Origin of the sequence: Micromonospora tarapacensis (genome assembly GCF_019697375.1) — a bacterium.
Lineage (GTDB): Bacteria > Actinomycetota > Actinomycetes > Mycobacteriales > Micromonosporaceae > Micromonospora > Micromonospora tarapacensis.
In genome coordinates this window covers 5,302,417-5,324,356 of sequence record NZ_JAHCDI010000004.1, presented here as the reverse complement: position 1 = coordinate 5,324,356, position 21,940 = coordinate 5,302,417, and the positions used below count along the sequence as shown (strand labels likewise).

20 protein-coding genes, 3 tRNA genes and 2 pseudogenes are annotated in these 21,940 nt (G+C 71.5%); 10 read left to right on the top strand and 15 right to left on the bottom strand.

The window, feature by feature from the left end:
- Positions 1-55 precede the first annotated feature (55 nt).
- From KIF24_RS30550 to KIF24_RS30535, 4 genes are all read left to right on the top strand, one after another.
- A tRNA-Glu gene (locus tag KIF24_RS30550) sits at positions 56-128 on the top strand.
- Between the two features lie 35 nt (positions 129-163).
- Positions 164-237, top strand: a tRNA-Asp gene (locus KIF24_RS30545).
- A gap of 102 nt (positions 238-339) precedes the next feature.
- A tRNA-Phe gene (locus tag KIF24_RS30540) sits at positions 340-413 on the top strand.
- A 140-nt stretch (positions 414-553) separates the two neighbouring features.
- Positions 554-1,066 (top strand): SRPBCC family protein, encoded by a 513-nt coding sequence (locus KIF24_RS30535; protein WP_221086982.1) that lies wholly within the window; start codon positions 554-556, stop codon positions 1,064-1,066.
- A 37-nt stretch (positions 1,067-1,103) separates the two neighbouring features.
- On the opposite strand, the gene KIF24_RS30530 is transcribed toward KIF24_RS30535, so the two are convergent.
- On the bottom strand, positions 1,104-1,493 hold the full coding sequence (locus KIF24_RS30530; RefSeq protein ID WP_221086981.1) for a hypothetical protein: 390 nt from the start codon (positions 1,491-1,493) through the stop codon (positions 1,104-1,106).
- A 154-nt stretch (positions 1,494-1,647) separates the two neighbouring features.
- On the opposite strand from KIF24_RS30530, the gene KIF24_RS30525 reads away from it, so the two are divergent.
- Positions 1,648-3,006, top strand: coding sequence for an ABC transporter substrate-binding protein (locus KIF24_RS30525; RefSeq protein ID WP_221086980.1), 1,359 nt, complete (start codon positions 1,648-1,650; stop codon positions 3,004-3,006).
- A 61-nt stretch (positions 3,007-3,067) separates the two neighbouring features.
- On the opposite strand, the pseudogene KIF24_RS30520 reads toward KIF24_RS30525, so the two are convergent.
- Together KIF24_RS30520 and KIF24_RS30515 are read right to left on the bottom strand one after the other, a co-directional pair.
- Positions 3,068-3,810: pseudogene (locus KIF24_RS30520) on the bottom strand (enoyl-CoA hydratase/isomerase family protein).
- Positions 3,811-3,907: 97 nt separating this feature from the next.
- Positions 3,908-4,762: pseudogene (locus KIF24_RS30515) on the bottom strand (3-hydroxyacyl-CoA dehydrogenase family protein); the annotation flags it as partial.
- 193 nt (positions 4,763-4,955) lie between these two features.
- Here KIF24_RS30515 and KIF24_RS30510 point away from each other — a divergent pair.
- A complete protein-coding gene (locus KIF24_RS30510) occupies positions 4,956-5,252 on the top strand; it encodes a hypothetical protein (RefSeq protein ID WP_221086979.1) in 297 nt (98 codons plus the stop codon).
- Positions 5,253-5,321: 69 nt separating this feature from the next.
- Here KIF24_RS30510 and KIF24_RS30505 read toward each other — a convergent pair whose 3' ends face one another.
- Positions 5,322-6,101 (bottom strand): class I SAM-dependent methyltransferase, encoded by a 780-nt coding sequence (locus KIF24_RS30505; protein ID WP_221086978.1) that lies wholly within the window; start codon positions 6,099-6,101, stop codon positions 5,322-5,324.
- A 54-nt stretch (positions 6,102-6,155) separates the two neighbouring features.
- On the opposite strand from KIF24_RS30505, the gene KIF24_RS30500 reads away from it, so the two are divergent.
- Positions 6,156-6,536 (top strand): PPOX class F420-dependent oxidoreductase, encoded by a 381-nt coding sequence (locus KIF24_RS30500; RefSeq protein WP_221086977.1) that lies wholly within the window; start codon positions 6,156-6,158, stop codon positions 6,534-6,536.
- Positions 6,537-6,630: 94 nt separating this feature from the next.
- Here the strand turns inward: KIF24_RS30500 and KIF24_RS30495 are convergent, their stop codons facing one another.
- Positions 6,631-6,840, bottom strand: a complete 210-nt coding sequence (locus KIF24_RS30495; protein WP_007073996.1) for a BldC family transcriptional regulator — start codon at positions 6,838-6,840, stop codon at positions 6,631-6,633.
- A 252-nt stretch (positions 6,841-7,092) separates the two neighbouring features.
- A complete protein-coding gene (locus KIF24_RS30490) occupies positions 7,093-7,932 on the bottom strand; it encodes a hypothetical protein (protein ID WP_221086976.1) in 840 nt (279 codons plus the stop codon).
- A gap of 259 nt (positions 7,933-8,191) precedes the next feature.
- On the opposite strand from KIF24_RS30490, the gene KIF24_RS30485 reads away from it, so the two are divergent.
- Both KIF24_RS30485 and KIF24_RS30480 read left to right on the top strand, forming a co-directional pair.
- Entirely contained in the window at positions 8,192-9,274 is a 1,083-nt protein-coding gene (locus KIF24_RS30485) for a Leu/Phe/Val dehydrogenase (RefSeq protein WP_221086975.1), read from the top strand.
- A gap of 295 nt (positions 9,275-9,569) precedes the next feature.
- Entirely contained in the window at positions 9,570-9,782 is a 213-nt protein-coding gene (locus tag KIF24_RS30480) for a DUF3073 domain-containing protein (protein ID WP_221086974.1), read from the top strand.
- A 153-nt stretch (positions 9,783-9,935) separates the two neighbouring features.
- Here the strand turns inward: KIF24_RS30480 and amcA are convergent, their stop codons facing one another.
- The 5 genes from amcA to KIF24_RS30455 form a co-directional block, all read right to left on the bottom strand.
- On the bottom strand, positions 9,936-10,172 hold the full coding sequence (gene amcA, locus KIF24_RS30475; protein WP_221086973.1) for a multiple cyclophane-containing RiPP AmcA: 237 nt from the start codon (positions 10,170-10,172) through the stop codon (positions 9,936-9,938).
- Complete coding sequence (amcB, locus tag KIF24_RS30470; RefSeq protein WP_331461405.1) at positions 10,141-11,244, bottom strand: cyclophane-forming radical SAM peptide maturase AmcB; 1,104 nt, start codon at positions 11,242-11,244, stop codon at positions 10,141-10,143. Before amcB ends, amcA begins: the two co-directional genes overlap by 32 nt.
- A 179-nt stretch (positions 11,245-11,423) precedes the next feature.
- Positions 11,424-12,578 (bottom strand): phosphoribosylformylglycinamidine cyclo-ligase, encoded by a 1,155-nt coding sequence (gene purM, locus KIF24_RS30465; protein WP_221086971.1) that lies wholly within the window; start codon positions 12,576-12,578, stop codon positions 11,424-11,426.
- A gap of 62 nt (positions 12,579-12,640) precedes the next feature.
- Complete coding sequence (gene purF / locus KIF24_RS30460) at positions 12,641-14,197, bottom strand: amidophosphoribosyltransferase (protein ID WP_221086970.1); 1,557 nt, start codon at positions 14,195-14,197, stop codon at positions 12,641-12,643.
- Between the two features lie 171 nt (positions 14,198-14,368).
- A complete protein-coding gene (locus tag KIF24_RS30455) occupies positions 14,369-14,722 on the bottom strand; it encodes a sterol carrier family protein (RefSeq protein WP_221086969.1) in 354 nt (117 codons plus the stop codon).
- A gap of 159 nt (positions 14,723-14,881) precedes the next feature.
- On the opposite strand from KIF24_RS30455, the gene KIF24_RS30450 reads away from it, so the two are divergent.
- Positions 14,882-17,107: a carboxypeptidase regulatory-like domain-containing protein gene (locus tag KIF24_RS30450; RefSeq protein ID WP_456238348.1), complete on the top strand. Its 2,226-nt coding sequence runs from the start codon at positions 14,882-14,884 to the stop codon at positions 17,105-17,107.
- A 184-nt stretch (positions 17,108-17,291) separates the two neighbouring features.
- On the opposite strand, the gene KIF24_RS30445 is transcribed toward KIF24_RS30450, so the two are convergent.
- The 4 genes from KIF24_RS30445 to purS all read right to left on the bottom strand — a co-directional run bounded on the left by KIF24_RS30445 (position 17,292) and on the right by purS (position 21,899).
- Complete coding sequence (locus KIF24_RS30445) at positions 17,292-18,047, bottom strand: 2-phosphosulfolactate phosphatase (RefSeq protein WP_221087627.1); 756 nt, start codon at positions 18,045-18,047, stop codon at positions 17,292-17,294.
- A gap of 180 nt (positions 18,048-18,227) precedes the next feature.
- Complete coding sequence (gene purL, locus KIF24_RS30440) at positions 18,228-20,888, bottom strand: phosphoribosylformylglycinamidine synthase subunit PurL (RefSeq protein ID WP_230415986.1); 2,661 nt, start codon at positions 20,886-20,888, stop codon at positions 18,228-18,230.
- Between the two features lie 67 nt (positions 20,889-20,955).
- A complete protein-coding gene (gene purQ, locus KIF24_RS30435) occupies positions 20,956-21,639 on the bottom strand; it encodes a phosphoribosylformylglycinamidine synthase subunit PurQ (RefSeq protein WP_221086967.1) in 684 nt (227 codons plus the stop codon).
- On the bottom strand, positions 21,636-21,899 hold the full coding sequence (purS, locus tag KIF24_RS30430; RefSeq protein ID WP_203999093.1) for a phosphoribosylformylglycinamidine synthase subunit PurS: 264 nt from the start codon (positions 21,897-21,899) through the stop codon (positions 21,636-21,638). Before purS ends, purQ begins: the two co-directional genes overlap by 4 nt.
- Positions 21,900-21,940: the final 41 nt, after the last annotated feature.

Sequence of the window (21,940 nt, the reverse complement as noted above, 5' to 3'; positions counted from 1 at the left end):
GGGCCGGGTGGGAGCAAGTCCGCTCACGTTGCGAGTGTGCAATGATGGCGGGGCCGCCCTCATCGTCTAGCGGCCCAGGACGCCGCCCTTTCAAGGCGGTAGCACGGGTTCGAATCCCGTTGGGGGCACGGTCCGGCTTCGGCCGGATGCAACACGACAGCGAGGTCCTGTGGAGCAGTTGGAGTGCTCGCCGCCCTGTCAAGGCGGAGGTCGCGGGTTCAAGTCCCGTCAGGACCGCAAGCGCTGACGCCGCGCAACACGCGCGGCGTTCTGCGTATCGGGGCGTGTGACCCTTCCGGCGGCGATCCCCCGGGCCGGGTAGCATGAACCGAGCATCATGGCCAGGTAGCTCAGTTGGTACGAGCGTCCGACTGAAAATCGGAAGGTCGGCGGTTCGACCCCGCCCCTGGCCACATAGCCTTTCGCCGGGCTATTGCAGCGCCGATCAGCGGAAACGCCGGTCGGCGCTTTTCTTTGCTTTCGCCCGTCACCAGGCGGGAGAGGCATCGGTGGAAGCTGCGCACCCGGGCATCAGCCGGTATGGTCCGGGCCTATGGGACAGGGGATGGCCGATCCTGCCGACATCCAGCAGGACCACGAGCGATTCGCACTCCGCAGCACCCTGCTCGTCCCCGCGCCGGCCGAGCGGGCGTACGAGGTGTTCAGCGCCCGACTCGCCGACTGGTGGGTGATGGAGTACACCTGGTCCGGACCGGCCCTCCTGGCCGAGTTGGGTATGGAGCCCCGAGCCGGCGGCATGCTCTACGAGATCGGCCCCTACGGTTTCCGCAGCGACTGGGGGCGGGTGCTGACCTGGGACCCACCCCGCCGGCTGGTCTTCACCTGGCAGATCGGCGCGGATCGGGCGCCGGTGCCCGACCCGGCGCGGGCCAGCGAGGTGGAGGTGCTGTTCACCCCGGCCCGTTCCGGCACGCTGGTCGAGGTGGCGCACCGGCACTTCGACCGGCACGGCACCGCCGCGGAGGGCTACCGGCGAGCGCTCACGGCCGGCTGGCACGAACTGCTCTCCCGCTATGCAACGACACTGATCCACGACCCGGCATGAGAACCGACGCGACCGCCGTGACGACCGGCGGAAACGGTCAGGCGGCCCGGTGCCGCAGCGTCGCCACGGTCGAGCCGGCGAGAGTGAGCAGGCATTCCGGCAGCCGCCCGTCGGCTGCCGCCGCCCCGAACAGCGCCCGGGCCGTGTCGAGGTCGGCATTGGCGTACGCGCTGACGAAGCGGGCCACCCACCGGGCGTCGTACCCGGCCTGCTCGATGCCGGGAAATTCGAGCGCACACGCACCGGGCGGCACCGGATCACCGACCATCGTCGCGGCCAGGCACCACGCCACGTCGTACGCGCCGACGAGGCCGGCCCGGTCGACGACCGCGTCGAAGGTCCCCGCCACGGCGTCGGAGTCCCCGTCGAGCGCCGAGCTGAGAATGGCTGCGGCGTCGTCGAACGTCTGCTGTGGCGAGTCGGTCACCCACCGCACGGTAGGGGTCGCGGTCAAGGAAGCTTCTATGGTTACTCTCCGCACATGGTGGAGGCGACCTGCGGATAGACCGCCCTCCACGGTCCCGCGGCCCAGCCAGGCACGCTAGTCTGCGCAGCGGACCTTCGCCCGAGGAAGGACGACCATGCACATGTCACGCGGCTCGCGGACGGCCATCCTGGCTGTCTGCGCCACGGCCCTGCTCGCCACCAGCGCCTGTGGGGATGACCAGCCCGAGGAGGCGACCGCCCAACAGGTGCGCCTCTACGGCACGGATGGCAACATGCTCAACTCGTACCCGGAAGAGTTGCAGGATCGCGCCAACCTGGTCGACGGGATGAAGGGCACCACGCCGCTCACGCCGCTGCCGGAGGGCTTCAAGAACCGGCTACGGTCGGTGGACTCGAAGCTGACCGACTACCTCTACGCCGCCGAGTCGTACGACGCGGTGGTGATCAGCGCCCTGGCGGCGCAGCTCGCCGGCAGCACCGATCCGGCGGACATCGCCAAGCAGATCGTCGGTGTCACCAACGGGGGCACCCGCTGCAGCACCGCGAACCAGTGCCTGCGCCTCGCCCGCGAGGGGACGGACATCGAGTATCGCAGCGTCTCGATCACCCGGGCCGGTTTCACCGACGCGGGCGAGCCGGCCACCGCCAGCTACGCCACCCTGCACTTCGACGGCCGGCAGCTGAACGACGCCAAGACCGAGTTCGTCGGCGCCGGTGACGACTCCGCGGCCAGCTCCAAGAAGCCACCGGCGGGCAGGCGGCAGTCCGGCAACTTCACCGGCCTGGCGAGCGGTGCGCCCCTCGTCATCGGCGGTCTACTGCCCAAGACCGGCGACCTGGCGCTGGCCTATCCGCCGATGGCCGCCGGCGCCGAGCTGGCGATCAAGGAGATCAACGCGGCCGGCGGGGTGCTCGGCGAGGACGTGGTCTGGATCGACGGCGACGACGGCACAAGCCCGGCGGTGGCCAAGGCGACCGTGGCTCGCCACGTGGGTGCCGAGGTACACGTGATCATCGGCGCCGGCGCCTCCGGGATCTCCGCCGCAGTGCTGGAGGACGTGGTGAAGGCCGGCCTGATCCTCTTCTCGCCGTCGAACACGGCCGCGAGCCTGACCGAGGCGGACGACAAAGGGCTCTACTTCCGCACCGCGCCGCCGGACAGCCTCCAGGGTCGGGCGCTGGCCGACGTGATCCTCCGGGACGGGCCGCACAAGATCGCGATCGTGGCTCGGAAGGACTCCTATGGCGAGGGCCTCCAGGAGGTCGTCCGGGCCGAGCTGGAGCGGGCCGGTTTCGGCAGCGACACGGTGAAGCTGCTCGGCTACGAGCCCGGTGAGGACGCCGAGGCCGCGCCCATCAACTTCAGTGCCGGCGCCAACCAGATCAAGGACTTCGGTGCCGACGCCGTGCTGATCATCGGGTTCGGTGAGTCGGCCGCGGTGATCCAGGCGCTCGCCGACGCCGGCGTGCCGCTGGCGGCGCTGGACGGCTGACCCACCCGGCACGGACGGCCGCACCGGAATCCGGTGCGGCCGTCGCCGTCTTCCGGCCCGGTCAGCGCCCGCGCCGCTGGAGGAACTCCGTCATCCGGCGATGTTTCTCCTCGTCGGTGAAGAGCACCGCCTGGCTGACCAGGTCCAGGTGCGGGTGCGCGGCGGCCGGGGCGTCGACGGCGAGCTTGGTCAGCCGCAGCGCCAACGCCGACCCCTTGGTCATCTCGTCGATCAGTCCGTGGGCTGCGGGCAGTAGCTCGTCCGGGGTCGGGACCACGCGGTTGACCAGCCCGACCCGCAGCGCCTCCGCGGCGTCCACCCGTCGCCCGGTGAACAACAGCTCCTTGGCCCGGGCCTCCCGACCAGCGCCGGCAGCCGGTGGGTCGCGCCGGCGCCGGCCAGGATGCCGAGCCGTACCTCCGGCTGGCCGAAGACCGCCCGCTCGGTGCAGACCCGAAGATCGCAGGCGTACGCCAACTCGGCGCCGCCGCCCAGCGCCGGGCCGTCGACGGCCGCCACGGTCGGCATCGGCAACGCCCGGACCCGGGCGAAGGCGGCCGAGTTGATCGCGGCCAGTGCGTCCAGTCGTCCCCGCTCGCGAAGCTGGGCGATGTCGGCACCACCGGCGAAGATCCCCTCCGTGCCGCCGGTCAGCAACAGCATCCGGGGGCGTGCCTCCAACTCGGCGCAGACCTCGTGCAGCGCGGCGATCAGATCGGCGTCGATGGCATTGCGCTTCTCGGGCCGGTCCAGCGTGACCACCAGCCGGTCCGGCTGCTCCTCGACGCGCAGCCCCCCACTCACCGGGCCGCTCCCACTGCCGACCCGGCGCCACCCGACCCGCCGCCGGGCGTCGGGCTGCCCGGGTGCGGCCGGGCACCTCGAACGGCTCCGTGCCGCCGGACCGGACGCCGTCGACCCACCGGTAGAAGCCCTGCCCGGACTTCTTGCCCAGCCGTCCCGCCGCGACCAGATCCACCAGCAGTGGCGGCGGGGCGAACCGGTCCCCGTAGGCGGCCCGCAGGGTGCGGGCGATGTCGAGGCGCACGTCCAGACCCACCAGATCGGTCAGCTCCAGCGGCCCGACGGGGTGTCGGTAACCGAGCGTCATCGCCTTGTCGATGTCGGCGGGGCTGGCCACCCCGTCGGCCACCATCCGGATCGCCTCCAGCCCGAGCGTCACGCCGAGCCGCGAGGTGGCGAAGCCCGGCATGTCGCGGACCAGGACGGGATCCTTGCCCAGCCGGCCGGCGAGCGCGACCGCCGCGTCCGTGGTCTCCGGTGCGGTGGCCGGCCCGATCACGATCTCCAGCAGCGCCATCGCCCAGACCGGGTTGAAGAAGTGCAGCCCGCAGAACCGCTCCGGTCGTGACAACCCCTCGGCGAGGCCGGCGATCGGGATGCTGGAGGTGTTGCTGCCCAGCAACTCGGGGCGCAGCGCCTCCGCCTCGGCCAGTACGGTGCGTTTGAGGTCCAGCCGTTCCGGTACCGCCTCCACGATCACCTCCGGCCCCTGGCCCACCTCGGCGAGCCCCGACCGCAGGACGACCCGCTCCCGGCTGGCCGTGGCCTGCTCGGCGGTGAGCCGGCCGCGCTGCACGGCACCCTCCCAGAGCTGGGCGAGCCGGCGCACTGCCGCGCTGCCGCGCTCCCGATCCACCTCGACCAACTCCACCGCGTGACCGCTGCCGGCGGCCACGTACGCGATGCCCAGGCCCATCGTGCCGGCCCCCACCACCACGAACCGTTCAGTCATCGCGACACCACCGCACAGTGACCATCGACCGCTCGCTGACGCCGCCGGCGCGCGGGATCGCCGCCACGCCGGAGCCAGCCCGTACGCTCCGCTCAGTCATGCTGCGACCCTATGCAGCGCCGACCCCGCGCCGATGCGTGGGGGCGGGCCGGATCGGGTACAGATCGCCGACAACCGAGGGAAGGACGAGCAGATGAGCCAGGCACCGGAGACCGTGGACGGCGCGGGCGCCGAGGAGACGGTGGAGACGCGCGGCGACGCGCGCGTCGAGCTGCTGCGCGCCGACACCAACAACGACGGCCGCACCGATGTGTGGGTGGTCGACACCGACGGTGACGGGAAGGCCGACCTGTTCCAGTTCGACACCGACGGGGACGGCAAGGTGGACGTCACGATGGTCGACATCGACGAGGACGGTCAGCCCGACGAGGTCGTCGACGGTGACGGCGGACTCCCTCCGGAGCAGCTTCCCCCGACCGTCCAGGTCTGAGATTCAAGGTGGGGCCCCTTGTCGACGCCGCCGGCCGAGCAGGGGGCCCTCTTGACGCCCGCCGCCGGCTCAGCCGGCCAGTCGCAGAGTGGCGAGATAGTACGGCGCGTCGTGCTCGTCCACGTCGGTCAGTCGCCAGGCGGAGCCGCTGACCAGCTCGGCCAGCTCGGCCGGCGAGCAGACCAGGTAGTCGAACCAGGGTGTGGCCAGCTCGCGGTAGCGCAGCCGCAGCCGCAACTGCCCGCCGAGGCGGCCCCGGCGGCGGTTGTGCTCGTGATAGCCGGTGTGTACGGGGTCACGGGTGCCGTACGGATCGGTGCCATGGGCGATCAGCTGGGCCCCGGGGCGGGCCATCGCGGCCAGCGCCGCGAGGAAGGCGGGTGCCCGCTCCCGGCCCTCGATCAGCCCGAGGTTGTTGCCGAGCAACAGGAACGTGTCGTAGCGCCGCCCGCTCGCGGCGTGCTCGTCGACCGTGGCCTGCACGAGGTCACGCACGCCCCGGCGGCGGCAGACCTGCAATGCGCCGGGGGAGACGTCCAGCCCGGTGACGGGTACGCCGCGCTCTTGGAGCAGCAACGCGATCCGTCCGGCACCGACGCCGACATCCAGCGTCGCGCCGCGCACCCGGTCCACCGCCCGGTGGTCGTGGGGTTGCCAGTCCTGCGGCCCGTCGAGGTAGTGCGCGGCCGGCGCGCCGTTGACCAGCCCGTCGTCCCGCTCGATGATCTCGATTACCGGGCGGGGCAGGCGCCCACCGGCCAGGGGCCGCGGGCCGACCCCGGTCGCCACGGCCAGCGCGTCGCGCAGCAGTTCCCCGAAGACGTCACCGATTCGTGGTTCCCCCGTCACGTGCTTAACGCTATCGGGCTGCTCAGGCAGCCGCAGCGCCCGTATCCTGGCGGCGTGACCACGTTGGACCGCCTCTCGGCGGAGAAATACATCCTCCTGACCACCTTCCGCAAGGACGGCCGCGCGGTGCCGACCCCGGTGTGGGCGGTCCGCGACGGCGATGCCCTGGCCGTCTGGTCGGCGGCCGACGCCGGCAAGGTGAAGCGGATCCGCCGCAGCGGGGACGTCACGGTGGCCCCGTGTGACGTACGCGGCCGGCCGCACGGCGAGGCGGTGCCCGCCCGCGCGAGCCTCTACGACCCGCCGGCGACCGGCCGCATCCGTGGCCTGATCAAGCAGAAGTACCGGGTGATCGGCCGACTGACCCTGCTCGGTAGCCGGCTGCGCCGGGGCGAGGGCGGCACGGTGGGGATCCGGGTCGAGTTGACCGACTGAACCCGGCCGGGTCGCCGCTCGCCCGGGCATGACGAGGGGCGGCGGAACCTGTCCGCCGCCCCTCGTGAAATTCTGCTATCTGCCAGCCGGCCGGTCAGTCCCCCTGGCGTTGCTGCGGGATCTGCCCCTGCAGCAACGCCCTGACCTCAGACTCGCGGTACCGGCGGTGGCCGCCGAGGGTCCGGATGGCGCTCAGCTTGCCAGCCTTGGCCCAGCGGGTCACCGTCTTCGGGTCGACACGGAACATCGACGCCACCTCGGCCGGTGTGAGTAGCGGCTCTGGTTCGTGCGTTCGCGATGCCATCGGTCACTCCTCCACATGTATAGACATCGGCCGGGGTCCCGCCGGCCGACGCGTCTCCCATGGTCCGGCTAGTCCCCGATGTCCGACATGGGCCGAACGGCCGGACGTCCCTAGACGGACGGATGAACCATGCCCGATTTATACTACTTTTATACCCCAGAAACCGCCTTATTCGGACTCATGATCACGGTTCGTGATGCGTCAACTACGAAGCTGCCTCATGTTACGTCCCGAAATTAGGACAATTTCGGACTAGTTGCAGCGCTCCAAAAGTTGCACCGCGCGCCAGCGGGCGACGAGCTTGTCGTACGCCGCCGAAGCCTCCTCCGCCTCGCCCCGGGACAGCCCGGCAAGTCCCGCCGCAACCAGTTCGGGCGAGTCGTCCTGGGCCAGCGTCTCGTCGGAGAGCAGGTCGACCAGCCCGCCGTAGTCCAGTTCGACCACCGAACGGGGGTGGAACTCCTCCAGCCAGCGGGCGGCTTCCTCGACCGCCTCGGTGATCGGCGCGTCGCCGACCGACTTGCGCAACACCGCGAGGGCCCGGGACGAGCGGCGGCGGGCCTTGGAGATCTCCGTCCGGAAGCGCAGCGAGCGGCGCCCGGGTGCGCTCACGTGGTTGCGCTCCTGCGCCTCGAAGAGCACGAACCAGCGCAGTGGCACGCCCCAGGTCGCTATCTGCTCGTGCACCCGGGGCACGCCGTGCTCCAGCACCCGGGCCCCGCTGCGCCAGTCCTCCACCACCGCCTTGGCCTGCCCGGCCAGCACCGGCGGGACGAACGCGTCGGCCAGCACCGGGGGCACCCCGTCCCGCGCGCTCAACGCCGCCTCGGCCACCCGGATGCGCAGGTTCCACGGGCACACCAGCAGGGTCTCGTCGGTCTCCAGCACGTACGCCTCGTCCGGCAGATCGGGCAGCCGGGTCCAACCGGCGCCGAGCGCCTCGATCACCGCGGTCCGCTGCCGGCCGGGCCCCTCCACCGGCGCCACCGCCCGCCCCTGCTCGACGTAGCGCCGCCAGTACGACTGGCGATCCCGGTCGAATGCGGTCAGCGGCTCGTACACGCGCAGGTATGAAGCGAAGAGCGACGGCACGGCGCGATCCTCCCATGAACCGCAAGCCGAGCGTTGCTCGGCGTCATCCCCGGGACAGCGGGGCGGGGCGCACCGGACGGCTCGCTGCGCGGTGCCGACTCCTGGTCGCGGTGCCGCCGGCTGCCCGGAGGGCGGGACGGCGCCGCCGGGGAGGGCGGCGCGACGCACGCCGATACTAGGCTCGCAGCACCGGCAGCATCCCGCCGGTGTTGACCAGGTCCGCGTCCCACAAGGACGCCCGCCGACACAGGAGCCAGTCATGGGCGTATTCGCCAACACCGACGACCCGGAGTCCACGGGTCACGAGCAGGTCGTGTTCTGCCAGGACAAGCAGACCGGCCTGAAGGCGATCATCGGCATCTACTCCACCGCGCTGGGCCCCGCGCTCGGCGGCACCCGGTTCTACCCGTACGACAGCGAGGCGGCCGCCCTCGCCGACGTGCTCGACCTCTCCCGCGGCATGGCGTACAAGAACGCCCTCGCCGGCCTGGACCTGGGCGGCGGCAAGGCGGTCATCTGGGGCGACCCCGAGCAGGTCAAGAGCGAGGCGCTGCTGCGCGCGTACGGCCGCTTCGTGGAGTCGCTCGGCGGGCGCTACTACACCGCCTGCGACGTCGGCACGTATGTGCCGGACATGGACGTGATCGCGCGCGAGACGCGGTACGTCACGGGCCGCAGCGTCGAGCACGGCGGGGCCGGAGACTCCTCGATCCTCACCGCCTGGGGCGTGTTCCAGGGCATGCGGGCGGCGGCCGAGCACGTCTGGGGCGTGCCGACGCTGCACGGCCGGCGGGTCGGCGTGGCCGGCCTGGGCAAGGTCGGCAGGTGCCTCGTCGGCCACCTGCTCGACGACGGGGCCGAGGTGGTCGCCACCGACGTCAGCCCGCGGGCGGTGGAGTGGGCCCGCACCACCCATCCCGAGATCACCCTGGTCCACGACGTGGCCGCACTGGTCGCCGCCGACATCGACGTGTACGCCCCGTGCGCCCTCGGGGGCGCCCTGGACGACGACACCGTGGCGGTGCTGCGGGCGAAGGTGGTCGCCGGGGCGGCCAACAACCAACTCGCCCACACCGGCGTCGAGAAGCTACTCGCCGACCGGGGCATCCTCTACGCGCCGGACTACGTGGTGAACGCGGGCGGTGTGATCCAGGTCGCGGACGAGATCGAGGGCTTCGACTTCGACCGGGCCAAGCTGCGGGCCACCCGGATCTACGACACCACCCGGGAGATCCTCCGGCTCGCCGACGCCGACGGCGTGCCGCCGGCCGTGGCGGCCGACCGGTTGGCCGAACGGCGGATGGCCGAGATCGGCCGGCTGCGCACGATCCACCTGCGTTGAAGACGCGCCGCCGGGGGCGGACCGGTCGGTCCCGCCCTCAGCGGCCGGGCCCGGCTAAGCTGAAGATACGACGCGTTCGTGGAGATTTGCCCTATGTCAGGACCGTTTTTCGCCATCGGTCCTTACCGGGTACAATGGGTGACGACCGGTTGACCGAAACGCGCGGCTGCGGTCGTCGGTAACCCGAGGTGCCGAACGGTGGCATCCCCATGTACCGTAAGAGCCACGAGAGATGCCTGACGTCATCGGGGCCCGCCTTCGGGCTGCCCCGCATTCTGTGCGAGGGGGTCGAGCCATGGGGCGCGGCCGTGCTAAGGCCAAGCAGACAAAGGTGGCCCGGGAGCTGAAGTACCACTCCCCGAACACCGACCTCGCCGCCTTGCAGCGAGAACTCGGCGGCAGCGGCAAGTCGGACCGCAACTTCGACGACGACTACAAAGAGTACGTCGACGATGACGAGGACCACTCCGACGACGACCCGGACAACTGGGTCGGTCCGATCCGCTGACCCCCGGTCACATCTGAGCACGCGGTGACTCCCCGCGTGCTCACGTATGTGCCCGCTCGTGGCGGTGCCACGGTGTGTGCCACCCGACGAGCCGAGGGCCCGCCACGCCCGGACGGTGTTCCGGCGGCATGGTGGGCCCTCGGCGCCAAGCAGTCAGCGGGGGCGGTTGTTCCAGTTGTAGAACGTCGGGATGTTCTCGAAGTGGTTCCAGGCACAGACCGCGCTGGCCCCGTCGCCACCCGCCACCTCCGCCCGTAGCTGACGCGCGACCTCGGCCTCGTGGAGCAGGGCGGTGAGCCCGGCGGCGGCCTCCCGAACCCGGTCGGCGACCTGGTCGGGCTCGTCTCCCGGCACGGTCTCAGGCTCCCGGTGACTGGTGGTCTCGGGCATGCTCCAACACTCCCTCCAGTAAGCGGATCTTGCTGTTGCGGCAGTGCTCGGTCTCCGTACCGTCAAAACGCCCCAGCTCGAAGTAACGGTTGGCCGCGTGCCCCCCGCCACAGAAACCGAAATACGGGCAGGAGGAGCGGCAGGCCTCCACGCCGTCGATGAACTCGGCGACCCACGCCGTCCGCTGGGCACCAGCCAAGATCGTGTGCAACGGGGCGGTGAGCACGTTCCCGCTGGAGAAGTCGCCGTAGCGGGGATCGCTGAAGCCGGCCAGTTCCGGCGAGAGCACGACGACCGAACCGTCGTACGCCACTGTCGGAATCGGGTCGAGCCGACTGGGCAGCAGGTCGGCCGTCGTGTCGTCCAGCACCGCCGCGGTGTACCGCAGCGACCACTCGACCTCCCGCAGGTGGATCCGGGGATCACGCCGCCAGGCCGAGACCAGCTCGGCCCAGAACCCGGTCACGGCGGCGGGGTCGTGAGCGTTGGCCCGGGTGTTGACCCCCTCGGTCTCCTCGATGTTCACGCCGAGCACCTCGCAGCCGAGGTCGAGGAAGTAGTCGTACAGCTCCGCGGCCCGGCCCGGCGACGGGTCGTTGACCACCGCGAGCGCCGAGAACGGCAGCCCGTGCCGGCGCAGCGCCGCCACCCCACGGACGATCCGGTCGTACGCCGGCCGGCCGGCCCGGGTCACCCGATCGCCGTTGCGCGCCCGGGGGCCGTCCACGCTCACGCTCACCCGCATCTTGTGCGTGGCGAAGAACTCGCACCAGCCGTCGTCGATCAACGTGGCGTTGGTCTGGACGTGGTGCTCCACCTCCGGCCCGAACGGCGCCATCAGCGCCGCGAGCTGTTCCCGGCCGGCGGCCAGCGGTTCGCCGCCGTGCCAGACCACGGAGAACCTCCCCGAGGACGCCAAGCGGTTGACCGAGGCGGCCACCGCTTCGGCCACCGCGACGGACATCCGCCGGTCGGCCGCCCGGAACGGGAGATAGCAGTAAGCGCAGTCGAGGTTGCAGAGGGTGGTGGGCTGCATCACGACGTACGACGGGACGGTGGCCAGGCCCCGCATCCCGCGCAATGACCGTCCCCGCGCAGCCATCGCCCTCCTCTGTAGCGGTTGACGGCTGCCGGGCACACCCCAGGTGGGGGCGCGCCCCACAGCTTCGAGGGTGCCCTTCAGGCTAGGCGGCGACAGCTACTCGGGTGAACCCCTGATCAGGTGATTGGACAATCAGCGCAGGGTAATGATCACCCACGGGTGTGCTGGCCGACCATCCGCACCTCGCCGGTGCCCTCGATGATCTCGCCGGCCTGCCAGGCGTCGACACCGCGACCGGTCAGCGTGGCCAGCGCGCGGTCGGCGTCCTCGGCCGAGACGATCGCGAACATGCCGACGCCCATGTTGAAGGTCGCCTCCATCTCCGGGTCCTCGATCCGGCCCTTGGACTGGATCAGGTCGAAGATCGGCTGCGGCTTCCAGGTCGAGCGGTTGACCACGGCGTCCACGTGCTCCGGCAGGATCCGCACCAGGTTGCCGGGGATGCCGCCGCCGGTGACGTGGGCGAAGGCCCGGACCTCGGCCTCGGCGATCAGCTTGAGGCAGTCCTGTGCGTAGATCTTGGTGGGGGTGAGGAGCTCCTCACCGAGGGTGCGCTGCCGCCCGAAGTCGTCGATCACCACGTCCAACCGCATCCGGCCCGCGCCGAGCAGCACGTGCCGGACCAGCGAGTAGCCGTTCGAGTGCAGGCCGGACGAGCGCATGGCGAGCACCACGTCGCCCACCTCGACCCGCTCCGAACTGAGGATCTCGCTCTCCTCCACCACGCCGACGCCGGTGGCGGAGACGTCGTACTCGTCGGGGCGCAGCACACCCGGGTGCTCGGCGGTCTCCCCGCCGAGCAGCGCGCAGCCCGCGTACCGGCAGCCGTCGGCGATGCCAGCGCCGATCTCGGCGACCTTGTCCGGCACCACCTCACCGGTGGCGATGTAGTCGAGCAGGAACAGCGGCTCGGCGCCACAGGCGACCAGATCATCGACGACCATCGCGACCAGGTCGATGCCGACCGTGTCGTGGATGTTCATCTGCTGGGCGATCACCAGCTTGGTGCCGACGCCGTCCGTCGACGAGGCCAGGATCGGGTTCTTGTATTTCGTGGTGTCCAGCCGGAACAGGCCGGCGAAACCACCGAGGTCGCCCATCACCTCCGGCCGGCGGGTCTGCTTCACCTTGGACTTGAGCAGCTCCACGGCACGATCACCAGCCTCGATCGACACGCCGGAGTCCGCGTACGAGACCGAGCGTTTGCGGGCCGGGCGGCCGGTGCCGGCCGTCCAGGGCTGACGGTCCCCGCCAGCGCCGCTCGGGCTGCTTCCTGCGCCGCTGCGCTCGGACACGTGCGTCACGTTTCTCCCCTTTGGTTCTCGGCTGCCGCGTCGACGGTGACCGGCGTGGCAGCCGGGTGGTGCTACGGGCGGTGTGTGGTCGCCGAGCTGAGGCTGTCGCCGCCACTCGGAGCGGTGACGAGTTGCTCCGCGGCGTCGGTGTCGTCGGCCGCGCGGTTCGCGACCCGACGGCCGATGCCTTCGAGCACATGCTTGCCGATCAGGTTGCCGACCGGAAGCTCGATCGGGTACTCCCCGTCGAAGCAGGCCCGACACAGCCGGGTCTTCGGCTGCTCGGTCGCGGCGATCAGACCGGGCAACGAGACGTAGCCCAGCGTGTCCGCACCGATCGACCGCCGGATGCCCTCGTTGTCGAGGCCGTTGGCGAGGAGCTCGGCGCGGGTGGCGAAGTCGATGCCGTAGAAGCAGGGCCAGGAGACCGGCGGTGAGGAGATGCGTACGTGCACCTCCACCGCGCCTGCCTCGCGCAGCATCCGGACGATCGCGCGCTGGGTGTTGCCGCGGACGATGGAGTCGTCGACCACGACCAGGCGCTTGCCGCGTACGTTCTCGCGCAGCGGGTTGAGCTTGAGCCGGATGCCGAGCTGCCGCAGGGTCTGCGACGGCTGGATGAAGGTACGCCCGACGTACGGGTTCTTCACCAGACCGGCGCCGTAGGTGATGCCGGACGCCTCGGCGTAGCCGATCGCCGCCGGGGTGCCCGACTCCGGCACCGGGATCACCAGATCGGCCTCGGCCGGGTGCTCCTTGGCCAGCTGGCGACCGATCTGCACCCGGGCCGCATGCACGTTGCGGCCCGCGATGGTGGCGTCGGGGCGGGCGATGTAGACGTACTCGAAGAGGCAGCCCTTGGGCTCCGGCGCGGCGAACCGGGTGGACCGCAGCCCGTCCGCGTCGATAGCGATCAGCTCGCCGGGCTCGACCTCGCGGACCACGCTCGCGCCGACGATGTCCAGCGCGGCGGTCTCGCTGGCCACCACCCAGCCCCGCTCCAGCCGGCCCAGCACCAGCGGGCGCACCCCGTGCGGGTCACGCGCCGCGTAGAGCGTCGACTCGTCCATGAAGACGAAACTGAACGCGCCCCGCAGTTGCGGCAGCACCTCCAGCGCGGCCGCCTCGACGGAGAGATCCGGGCGACTGGCCAGCAGCATCGTGACCAGCGAGGTGTCGTTGCTCGACCCGTCGGTGCCCAGGCCGCGCTCGGCCACCTCGCGTTGCAGCTCGGCGCTGTTGACCAGGTTGCCGTTGTGGGCCAGCGCGATCGTGGTGCCGGAGCTGGTCGCCCGGATGGTCGGCTGGGCATTCTCCCAGGTCGACGCGCCGGTCGTGGAGTATCGGGCGTGCCCGATCGCGAGATGACCACGCAGGCTGGCCAGGGTCGGTTCGTCGAAGACCTGGGCCACCAGGCCGAGATCCTTGTAGACCACGACCCCGGAGCCGTCGCTGACCGCGATGCCCGCCGCCTCTTGCCCCCGGTGCTGCAACGCGTACAGCCCGAAATAGGTCAGGTTGGCGACCTCTTCACCCGGAGCCCAGACACCGAAGACGCCACACGCGTCCTGGGGACCGGGTCGTTGGGGATCAAGGTCGTGGCTCAGCCGGCCGTCGCCTCGGGGCACCTGCCGCTCCCTCTTGCTGGTCTGGACTGGCCTGGCGGAGCCACGGGGGCTGCTCCGCACCACTCGGCCGGGACCACACTGTCGTCGCCTGACAGTGTACGCGAATCCATGTCGCCACAAACAGTCACACTGTCACTGCTTTCGGTCACGAGAAACGGGCGTCACTCCGGTTTAGAGCGGCAGGTACGCGGACAGGTCCGCGCGAGCCCCGCTCGCCCGTACGCGACCCTGCGTGACCGCCCACCCCCAGTCGAGTCGCCCCGTGGCCAACCCGAGCCACGTTTCCGGATCCATCTCCACGGTGTTCGGCGGGGTACCCCGGGTGTGTCGCGGCCCCGGAACACACTGAACTGCACCGTAAGGTGGGACACGCACCTCCACCGATCGGCCGGGGGCCCGATCCGCGAGGATGGTCAACAGGGCCCTGACCGCCTCCCGGAGCACCGGCCGTTCGGGTGCCCGCCCCTCGTCGAGCGCGGAGAGCGCCGCCGCTACCGCGGCGGACTTAATGTACGGAGAGGACACGACGGGACGATACGGCGTGACCGCGCCGTGCCTCACGACGGCCCTGGGTCGCGCCGATCCGGCCCGACAAGGCATAGTTGCCGACGGCGTATTCGTACCGTGATGTTCCCTCGCCCGGCACCCGCCGGTCAGGGGAGGTCAGTCCGGAAGGCGGTGGACGTGTCAACACACCGACGAGCCTGGCACAAGCGGGCCGGTGTGGTCGTGGCGCTGATGGTCGGTGCCCTGCTCGCCGTCCCCGCCACACCCGCCTCCGCTGCTCCGGACGTGAACAACGTCTCCGCCTCACCGAGTGCAGTCGAAGCGGGCAAGACCACCACAGTCAGCTACTCGCTCAACTTTGGGGACGACGAGGCAGGCCCTGCCGACGTCACCGTCAGCTCGAACAATGACAAGCTGACCTGCGTCGATGGCTGCGAACGTCGACGGGTCGACTCGGACAACACCTTCCAGGCGACTTTTCGCCTCGCCAACGACGCTGCCAAGGGAACGGCGACTATCACCGTCAAGGCGGTCGACTCCCAGGGGCCGGCGACGGAACAGGAAGCGTCTACCACGGTGACGTTGGTTGCCGCGCCGCCGCCGACGACGCAGGCGCCGCAGACGGTTCGGTCGATCGCCGGCAAGGTCGTCGACCAGGGCGGCGACGCGGTGTCGAACGCGTACGTCCTGCTCAAGGACAGCGCCGGCAAGCAGCGCGACACCACCAGCGACGGCAACGGGAACTTCCGGTTCACCGGCAGCAGCGGCAACCCGATCGCCCCCGGGCGGATTGACCTGGGCGCGAGCAAGGACGACAAGAACGCTGTGGTGAGCTTCACCGCCAACGCGGGACAGAGCGTCACCGGACGGCGGATCACGCTGCCGATCCAGGCCTCGGCCAGCCCGAGCGCCACCCCGTCGGCGACCGAGTCGGTGGTGGCGACGGAGGACCCGTTCGAGGAGGAACTCACCGAGGACGAGGAGACCGCCGCCGAGAGCGTCGCCGCCCAGGCCCCGGCCTCGAACGAGGACTCGGGTGGTTTCGGCAGCTGGCTGCTGATCCTGCTGGGTGGTCTCTTCGTGGCGGTCGGTGTCGGCACGATCGTGCTGCTCTGGATGAAGCGCAAGGAGAACGAGGACGCCGAGGTCGACGGTGACGCTCCGATGGGCGCGCCGGCCGGCGCGGTTCCGGCCGCCCGCGGCTCCTTCGTCGGCGCGGACGACCACACCCGGGTGGTGAACCGGGTCGGCGCCGCACCGGATCCGACCATGGTCGGCGGTCCCGGGCTGAGCAACGCCCCGACGATGATGCACCAGCCGGTCATCGACGACATCCCGCCGGACCCGTACGGTGCTCCGCCGCAGCCTTACGGCGCTCCGGGCGGGCCGGGGCAGGGCTGGCCGGGTGGCGGTTACGGCGACGAGCCGGGCGGCTACGGCGCACCCGCCTACGGCAATGCGCCCTCCTCGGGCAGCGGCTACGGCAGCGCTCCGTCCTCGGGCAGCGGCTACGGCACTGCTCCTTCGTCCGGCAGCGGCTACGGCACTGCTCCTTCGTCCGGCAGCGGCTACGGCACTGCTCCTTCGTCCTGCAGCGGCTACGGCACTGCTCCTTCGTCCGGCAGCGGCTACGGCAACAGCCCGTCCTCCGGCGGTGGCTACGGTGGCCGCGACCACGGCGCGGGCGGCGGCGGGTCGGACTACCCGCCCGCGGGTGCCCGTGCCGGCTACGGTGAGCGGTACGACGAGCCGACCGGCCGTTACAACGGTGAGGAAACCCGGTATCCGGCTCCCGCCGACCCGTACGCGACCGGCCTGTACCAGCCGGAGGGGGGCCAGGGCTACGGCCCGTCCGAGCCCGCCGGCTACGGCCAGAGCGAACCGGGCGGCGACTACCGCCGCAACGAGCCGGCCGGCGGCGGCTACGGCCAGACCGCTCCGACCCGAGGCTACGGCCAGGGTGAGCCGGGCGGCGGCTACGGGCAGAGCGACCCGTCCCAGGGCTACGGCCAGGGGCAGCCGGCCGGCGGCTACGGCCAGGAACCGGCCGGCGGGTACGGCCAGGAACCGACCGGCGGCTACGGCCAAGAACCGGCCGGCGGCTACGGCCAAGAACCGGCACACCAACGCGGCGGGTACGGCAACACCAGCTACGACAGCGCCTACGACCAGGGCGGCTACGGCCAGGCCGGGAGTAGCTACGGTCAGGAACCGCAGCAACGCGGTGGCTACGAACAAGGTGGCTACGACCAGAGCGGCGGCTACGGCCAGGAGCCCCCGCGTCAGCGCGGCGGCTACGACCAGGGCGGCGGCTACGGTGACCCGGCGCAGGCCAGTCGTGGTCGACCCGACGGCCCCGCTCAGGACCGTGGTGGTCGCCGGTTGGACTGGCTGGACGACTAGGCCGTCCGGCCCGGGTGCAAGGTCTTCCCCACGAGCGTGATTTCAAGGCGAAATAATTATCTCGCTGTGAAATCACGCTCGCCGCACAGGGACACCCTCTGATTCGGCGCCCCGGCATGGTGCAGCTGGCGCGGGCGGATGACAGGTGGTGCTCCGGCACGATCCGCCCTGAGAGGGCGGGCGGTCAGGCCGCGGAGAAGACGCCTTGGCGGAGCAGCGGGACCACGTCGGACGTGCCGAGGCGTACGGCGATCTCGACGTCCTCGGCGAAGCCGCCCTCGACAAGTTCGCGGCCGGAGACACATCCCCGGATCGCCGCCGGCACGTCCGGAGTGCTGGCCAGCGCGGCGAGCGCCATGGCCGCCTCCACCGACAGGCCGCCCGGCACCCCGGAAAGGGCGTCCAGCACGCCGGCCGCACCGAGCTGGTCCTCCACCGACGGCCGCAGCGACCCGTCCGGCCAGCGCTCACCGGCGGCGACGACGCCGATCGGGGCGGCGTTCGAGCCGTACCCGTGGCGGATCAGCCAGCGCCCGACGGCGCGGGCGTTGCGCAGGTTGGCGGCGACCACCGGTAGTCCGGTGGCGCTGGCGGCGGCGCTGATGGCCGAGCCGTTCGGCGACGGCAGCACGAGGTCGGGCACGATCGGTGCCCGACTCAGCGCGGCCGGCGACAGCGACCACGGGTGTTCCCGGGTGACCTGCCGGCGGCCGGTCGCGGCGACCGCGCCGACCCGCCGCGCGTAATCGGCGGCCTGCTCACCCCAGGGAAACGGGTGAACGCGCATTCCCCGGCCGACGGCCACCTCGACGGTGGTGGTGAACGACAGGACGTCCACCACCACCAGAACAGCGCAGACCCGGCCGAGTTCGGCTGCCCCCGTGAGGCCCCAGTCGAACCGGGCCCCAGACCCGGGCTGGGCGTGAACGGCCGCGGCCAACGCCTCAGCGCTCGTCAGGCGCGGCAGGCTGCTTGTTGACACGGGATCTCGGGGCGTCTGTCCCGGCCTCGTCGCCGGTCGGGTCCGCCGGCCTCCCCGCCGAAGGCGTGGCGGCCTCGGGATCGTCGGTACGCACCGGCGGGGTCGCCCGCTCGGCCGGCCGCTCGGCCCCCTCGGCGATCAGATCCGACCCGGCCGGCTCGGTCCCAGCCGGCTCGGAGTCGGCCGGTACGGAGTCGGCCGGTACGGCCACCGGCCCTCCCCGGCCCCGGAAGCGGTCTCGACCTCGACGGCCACCGCCCGGGCCTCGGCGGCACCGGGCACCGGGCCGGTCGCACCGTCAGCCACCGCGGCGCCTGCCGGCTCGTCATCGGCCGGCCCGACGGCCTCGGGTGCGGTCACCTCGAACGGCTGCCCGCCGCCGAACAGTCTCGGCAGCGTTCCGGTGTGCGCCTCGCGCAGCTCGTCCAGGTCGATCCGGAACTGGCCGTGCACCTCCAACGCCCCGCCGGCCGGGTCGGTCACCCCGATCAGCTCCCACGGCACGTCATGCTCGCCGCAAAGCGCGGAGAACGCCTTCTCGTGCCCGCGCCCCACCGAGACCAGCACCCGGCCCGCGGACTCGCTGAACAGGTAGACGAACGGCATCGAGCCGCCCTCGAAGCGGTCGGGCACCGCGATCCGTGCCCCGACGCCGTGCCGCAGGCAGGATTCCACCAGGCTCTGGGCGAGACCACCGTCGGAGAGGTCGTGCGCGGAGCTGAGGTGGCCGACCCGGGCCGCGGCGGCCAGCAGCCCGGCGAGCTGCTTCTCGCGCGCCAGGTCGACGTGCGGGGGTACGCCGCCGAGGTGCTCGTGGGCGACCCAGGCCCACTCCGAGCCGGACAGCTCGACGTGCGTCTCGCCGAGCAGGAAGAGCTGCTCGTGGTCGCCGGTGGTGCGCGGGACGAAGCCCGACGCCACCCGGTCGGCCACGTTCTCCAGCACACCGAGCACGCCGACGACCGGCGTCGGATGGATCGCCGCGGCCCCGGTCTGGTTGTAGAAGCTGACGTTGCCACCGGTCACCGGAATGCCCAGCTCCGCACAACCGTCGGCCAGTCCGCGTACGGCCTCGGCGAACTGCCACATCACGCCCGGGTCCTCGGGCGAGCCGAAGTTCAGACAGTCGGTGACCGCGATCGGCGTCGCGCCGGTGACCGCCACGTTCCGGTAGGCCTCGGCCAGCGCGAGCTTGGCACCGTGGTACGGGTCGAGCCGGGCGTACCGGCCGTTGCCGTCGACCGACAGCGCCACGCCCAGGCCGGTCCGCTCGTCGACCCGGATCACGCCCGAGTCCTCCGGCTGGGCTAGCACGGTGTTGCCCAGCACGTAGCGGTCGTACTGCTCGGTGACCCAGGTCTTGTCGCACAGGTTCGGCGAGGCGATCATGCGCAGCACGGTCTCGCGCAGCGTGTCCGGGTCGCTCGGCCGGGGCAGTGTCTCGGCCCGGTCGGCCTGGAGCAGGATCAGATCGGCCGGCTCACGCATCGGGCGGGCATAGACCGGACCGTCGTCGACCAGTGACCCCGGGGGCACGTCCACCACCAGGTGGTCGCGCCAGGTGATCAGCAGCCGCCCCGGCTGGCCGTCCGGCTCGGGCGCGGTCACCTCGCCGATGGCGGTGGCCAGCACACCCCACTTCTCGCAGGTTTTGAGCACCATGTCGAGCTTGGCCGGCTCGACCACCAGGAGCATCCGCTCCTGCGACTCGCTGGCCAGGATCTCGTGCGGCTCCATCGACGGCTCGCGCAGCGGCACCCGCTCCAGCCACACCCGCATGCCGGTGCCGGCCGCGGCGGCCGTCTCGGTGAGGGCGCAGGTGAGCCCGGCGCCGCCAAGATCCTGGATGCCGGCGACGAGTTGGGCGTCGTACAGCTCCAGGCACGCCTCGATCAGCAGCTTCTCGGTGAACGGGTCACCGACCTGCACCGAAGGGCGACGCTGCTCGCTGCCCTCGGTGAAGGTGGCACTGGCCAGCACCGAGACGCCACCGATGCCGTCCCGGCCGGTCTTGGCGCCCATCAGCACCACCACGTTGCCGGGCCCGACGGCTGCCTTGTTCTGCAGGCGGCTCACCGGCAGCACACCGAGGCAGAGCGCGTTGACCAGTGGGTTGCCCTGGTAGCACGGGTCGAAGACCACCTCACCGCCGATGTTGGGCAGCCCGAGGCAGTTGCCGTACCCGCCGACGCCGGCGACCACACCGGGCAGCACCCGGGCCGTGTCAGGGTGGTCCGCAGCACCGAAACGCAGCGGGTCCATCACCGCCACCGGACGCGCGCCCATGGCCAGGATGTCGCGGACGATGCCACCGACACCGGTCGCCGCACCCTGGTACGGCTCGACGAAGCTCGGGTGGTTGTGCGACTCGACCTTGAAGGTCACCGCCAGCTCGTCGGAGATCCGCACGACGCCCGCGTTCTCGCCGATGCCGGCGAGCAGGCGATCGCTCGGCGGGGCCTTCTCACCGAACTGCCGCAGGTGCACCTTGCTCGACTTGTAGGAGCAGTGCTCGCTCCACATGATCGAGTACATCGCCAGCTCGGACTGGGTCGGCCGGCGGCCCAGGAGGTGCCGGATGCGGTCGTACTCGTCATCCCGGAGCCCAAGCTCGGCGTACGGCTGGAGCTCCTCCGGGGTGCCACCGGCGCGCGGCACGGTGTCCATCCCGTCGGCCCAGCCGGAGGCCTCCGGCGCGACGGCGTGCCGGGCCGGGGCGGCCGGCGGCACGGCTGCCGGTTGCGACTGCGCCGGGAATGCCTCCGGGGTCTCCCGTACCGGGTCCGGATGCGTGGTCATGACCTCTCCTCGTTGCGCTCGCCGCCCCTGGGGCGGGTGAGCCGACCGATGATCCCGCCGCGGACGGTCACGCCGGCGTCCCCACCAGGTGCTTGAGCACCGAGGTGAAGAAGCCGAGGCCGTCGAGGGAGGGGCCGGTGAGCGCCTCCACCGCGTGCTCGGGATGCGGCATGATGCCGACCACGTTGCCGGCCGGGTTGGTGATCGCGGCGATGTCCCGCTGCGATCCGTTGGGGTTGCCGCCGACGTAGCGGGCGACGACCCGGCCCTCGGCCTCGAGCTCGTCCAGCGTCGCCGGGTCGGCGACGTAGCAGCCCTCGCCGTTCTTGACCGGGATCAGCACCTCCTGGCCGGGCTGGAACGTGTTGGTCCAGGCGGTGCCGGTCGCCTCGATGCGCAGGATCTGGTCACGGTTGCGGAAGTGCAGGTGCTGGTTGCGGGTGAGTGCCCCGGGCAGCAGGTGGGCCTCACAGAGGATCTGGAAGCCGTTGCAGATGCCGAGCACGGGCAGGCCGCCGGTCGCGGCGTCGACGATCTTCTCCATCACCGGGGCGAACCGGGCGATGGCGCCGCAGCGCAGGTAGTCGCCGTAGGAGAAGCCGCCGGGCAGGACGACGGCATCCACCCCGTGCAGCTCCGCTTCGCCGTGCCAGAGGCGGATCGGCTCCGCGCCGGCGATCCGGACCGCCCGGGCCGCGTCCCCGTCGTCGAGCGAGCCGGGGAACGTCACCACACCGACCCGCGCGGTCACGACCGGGCTTCCGCGGGCTCGTCGGCCTCGACCAGGCGAACCGTGAAGTCCTCGATGACCGGGTTGGCGAGCAGCTTGTCCGCGATCTCGCGGGCCCGGTCCAGATCAGGTTCACCGGTGAAGTCGATCTCGATCCGCCTGCCGATCCGTACCGAGGCGACGTCGTTGACGCCGAGCCGGGGCAGCGCGTTTGCGACGGCCTGGCCCTGAGGATCGAGGATCTCGGGCTTGAGCATGACGTCGACGACGACGCGAGGCACTGGGCACTCCTGACTGTGTACGCAGTTGGGTGCCGACCCAC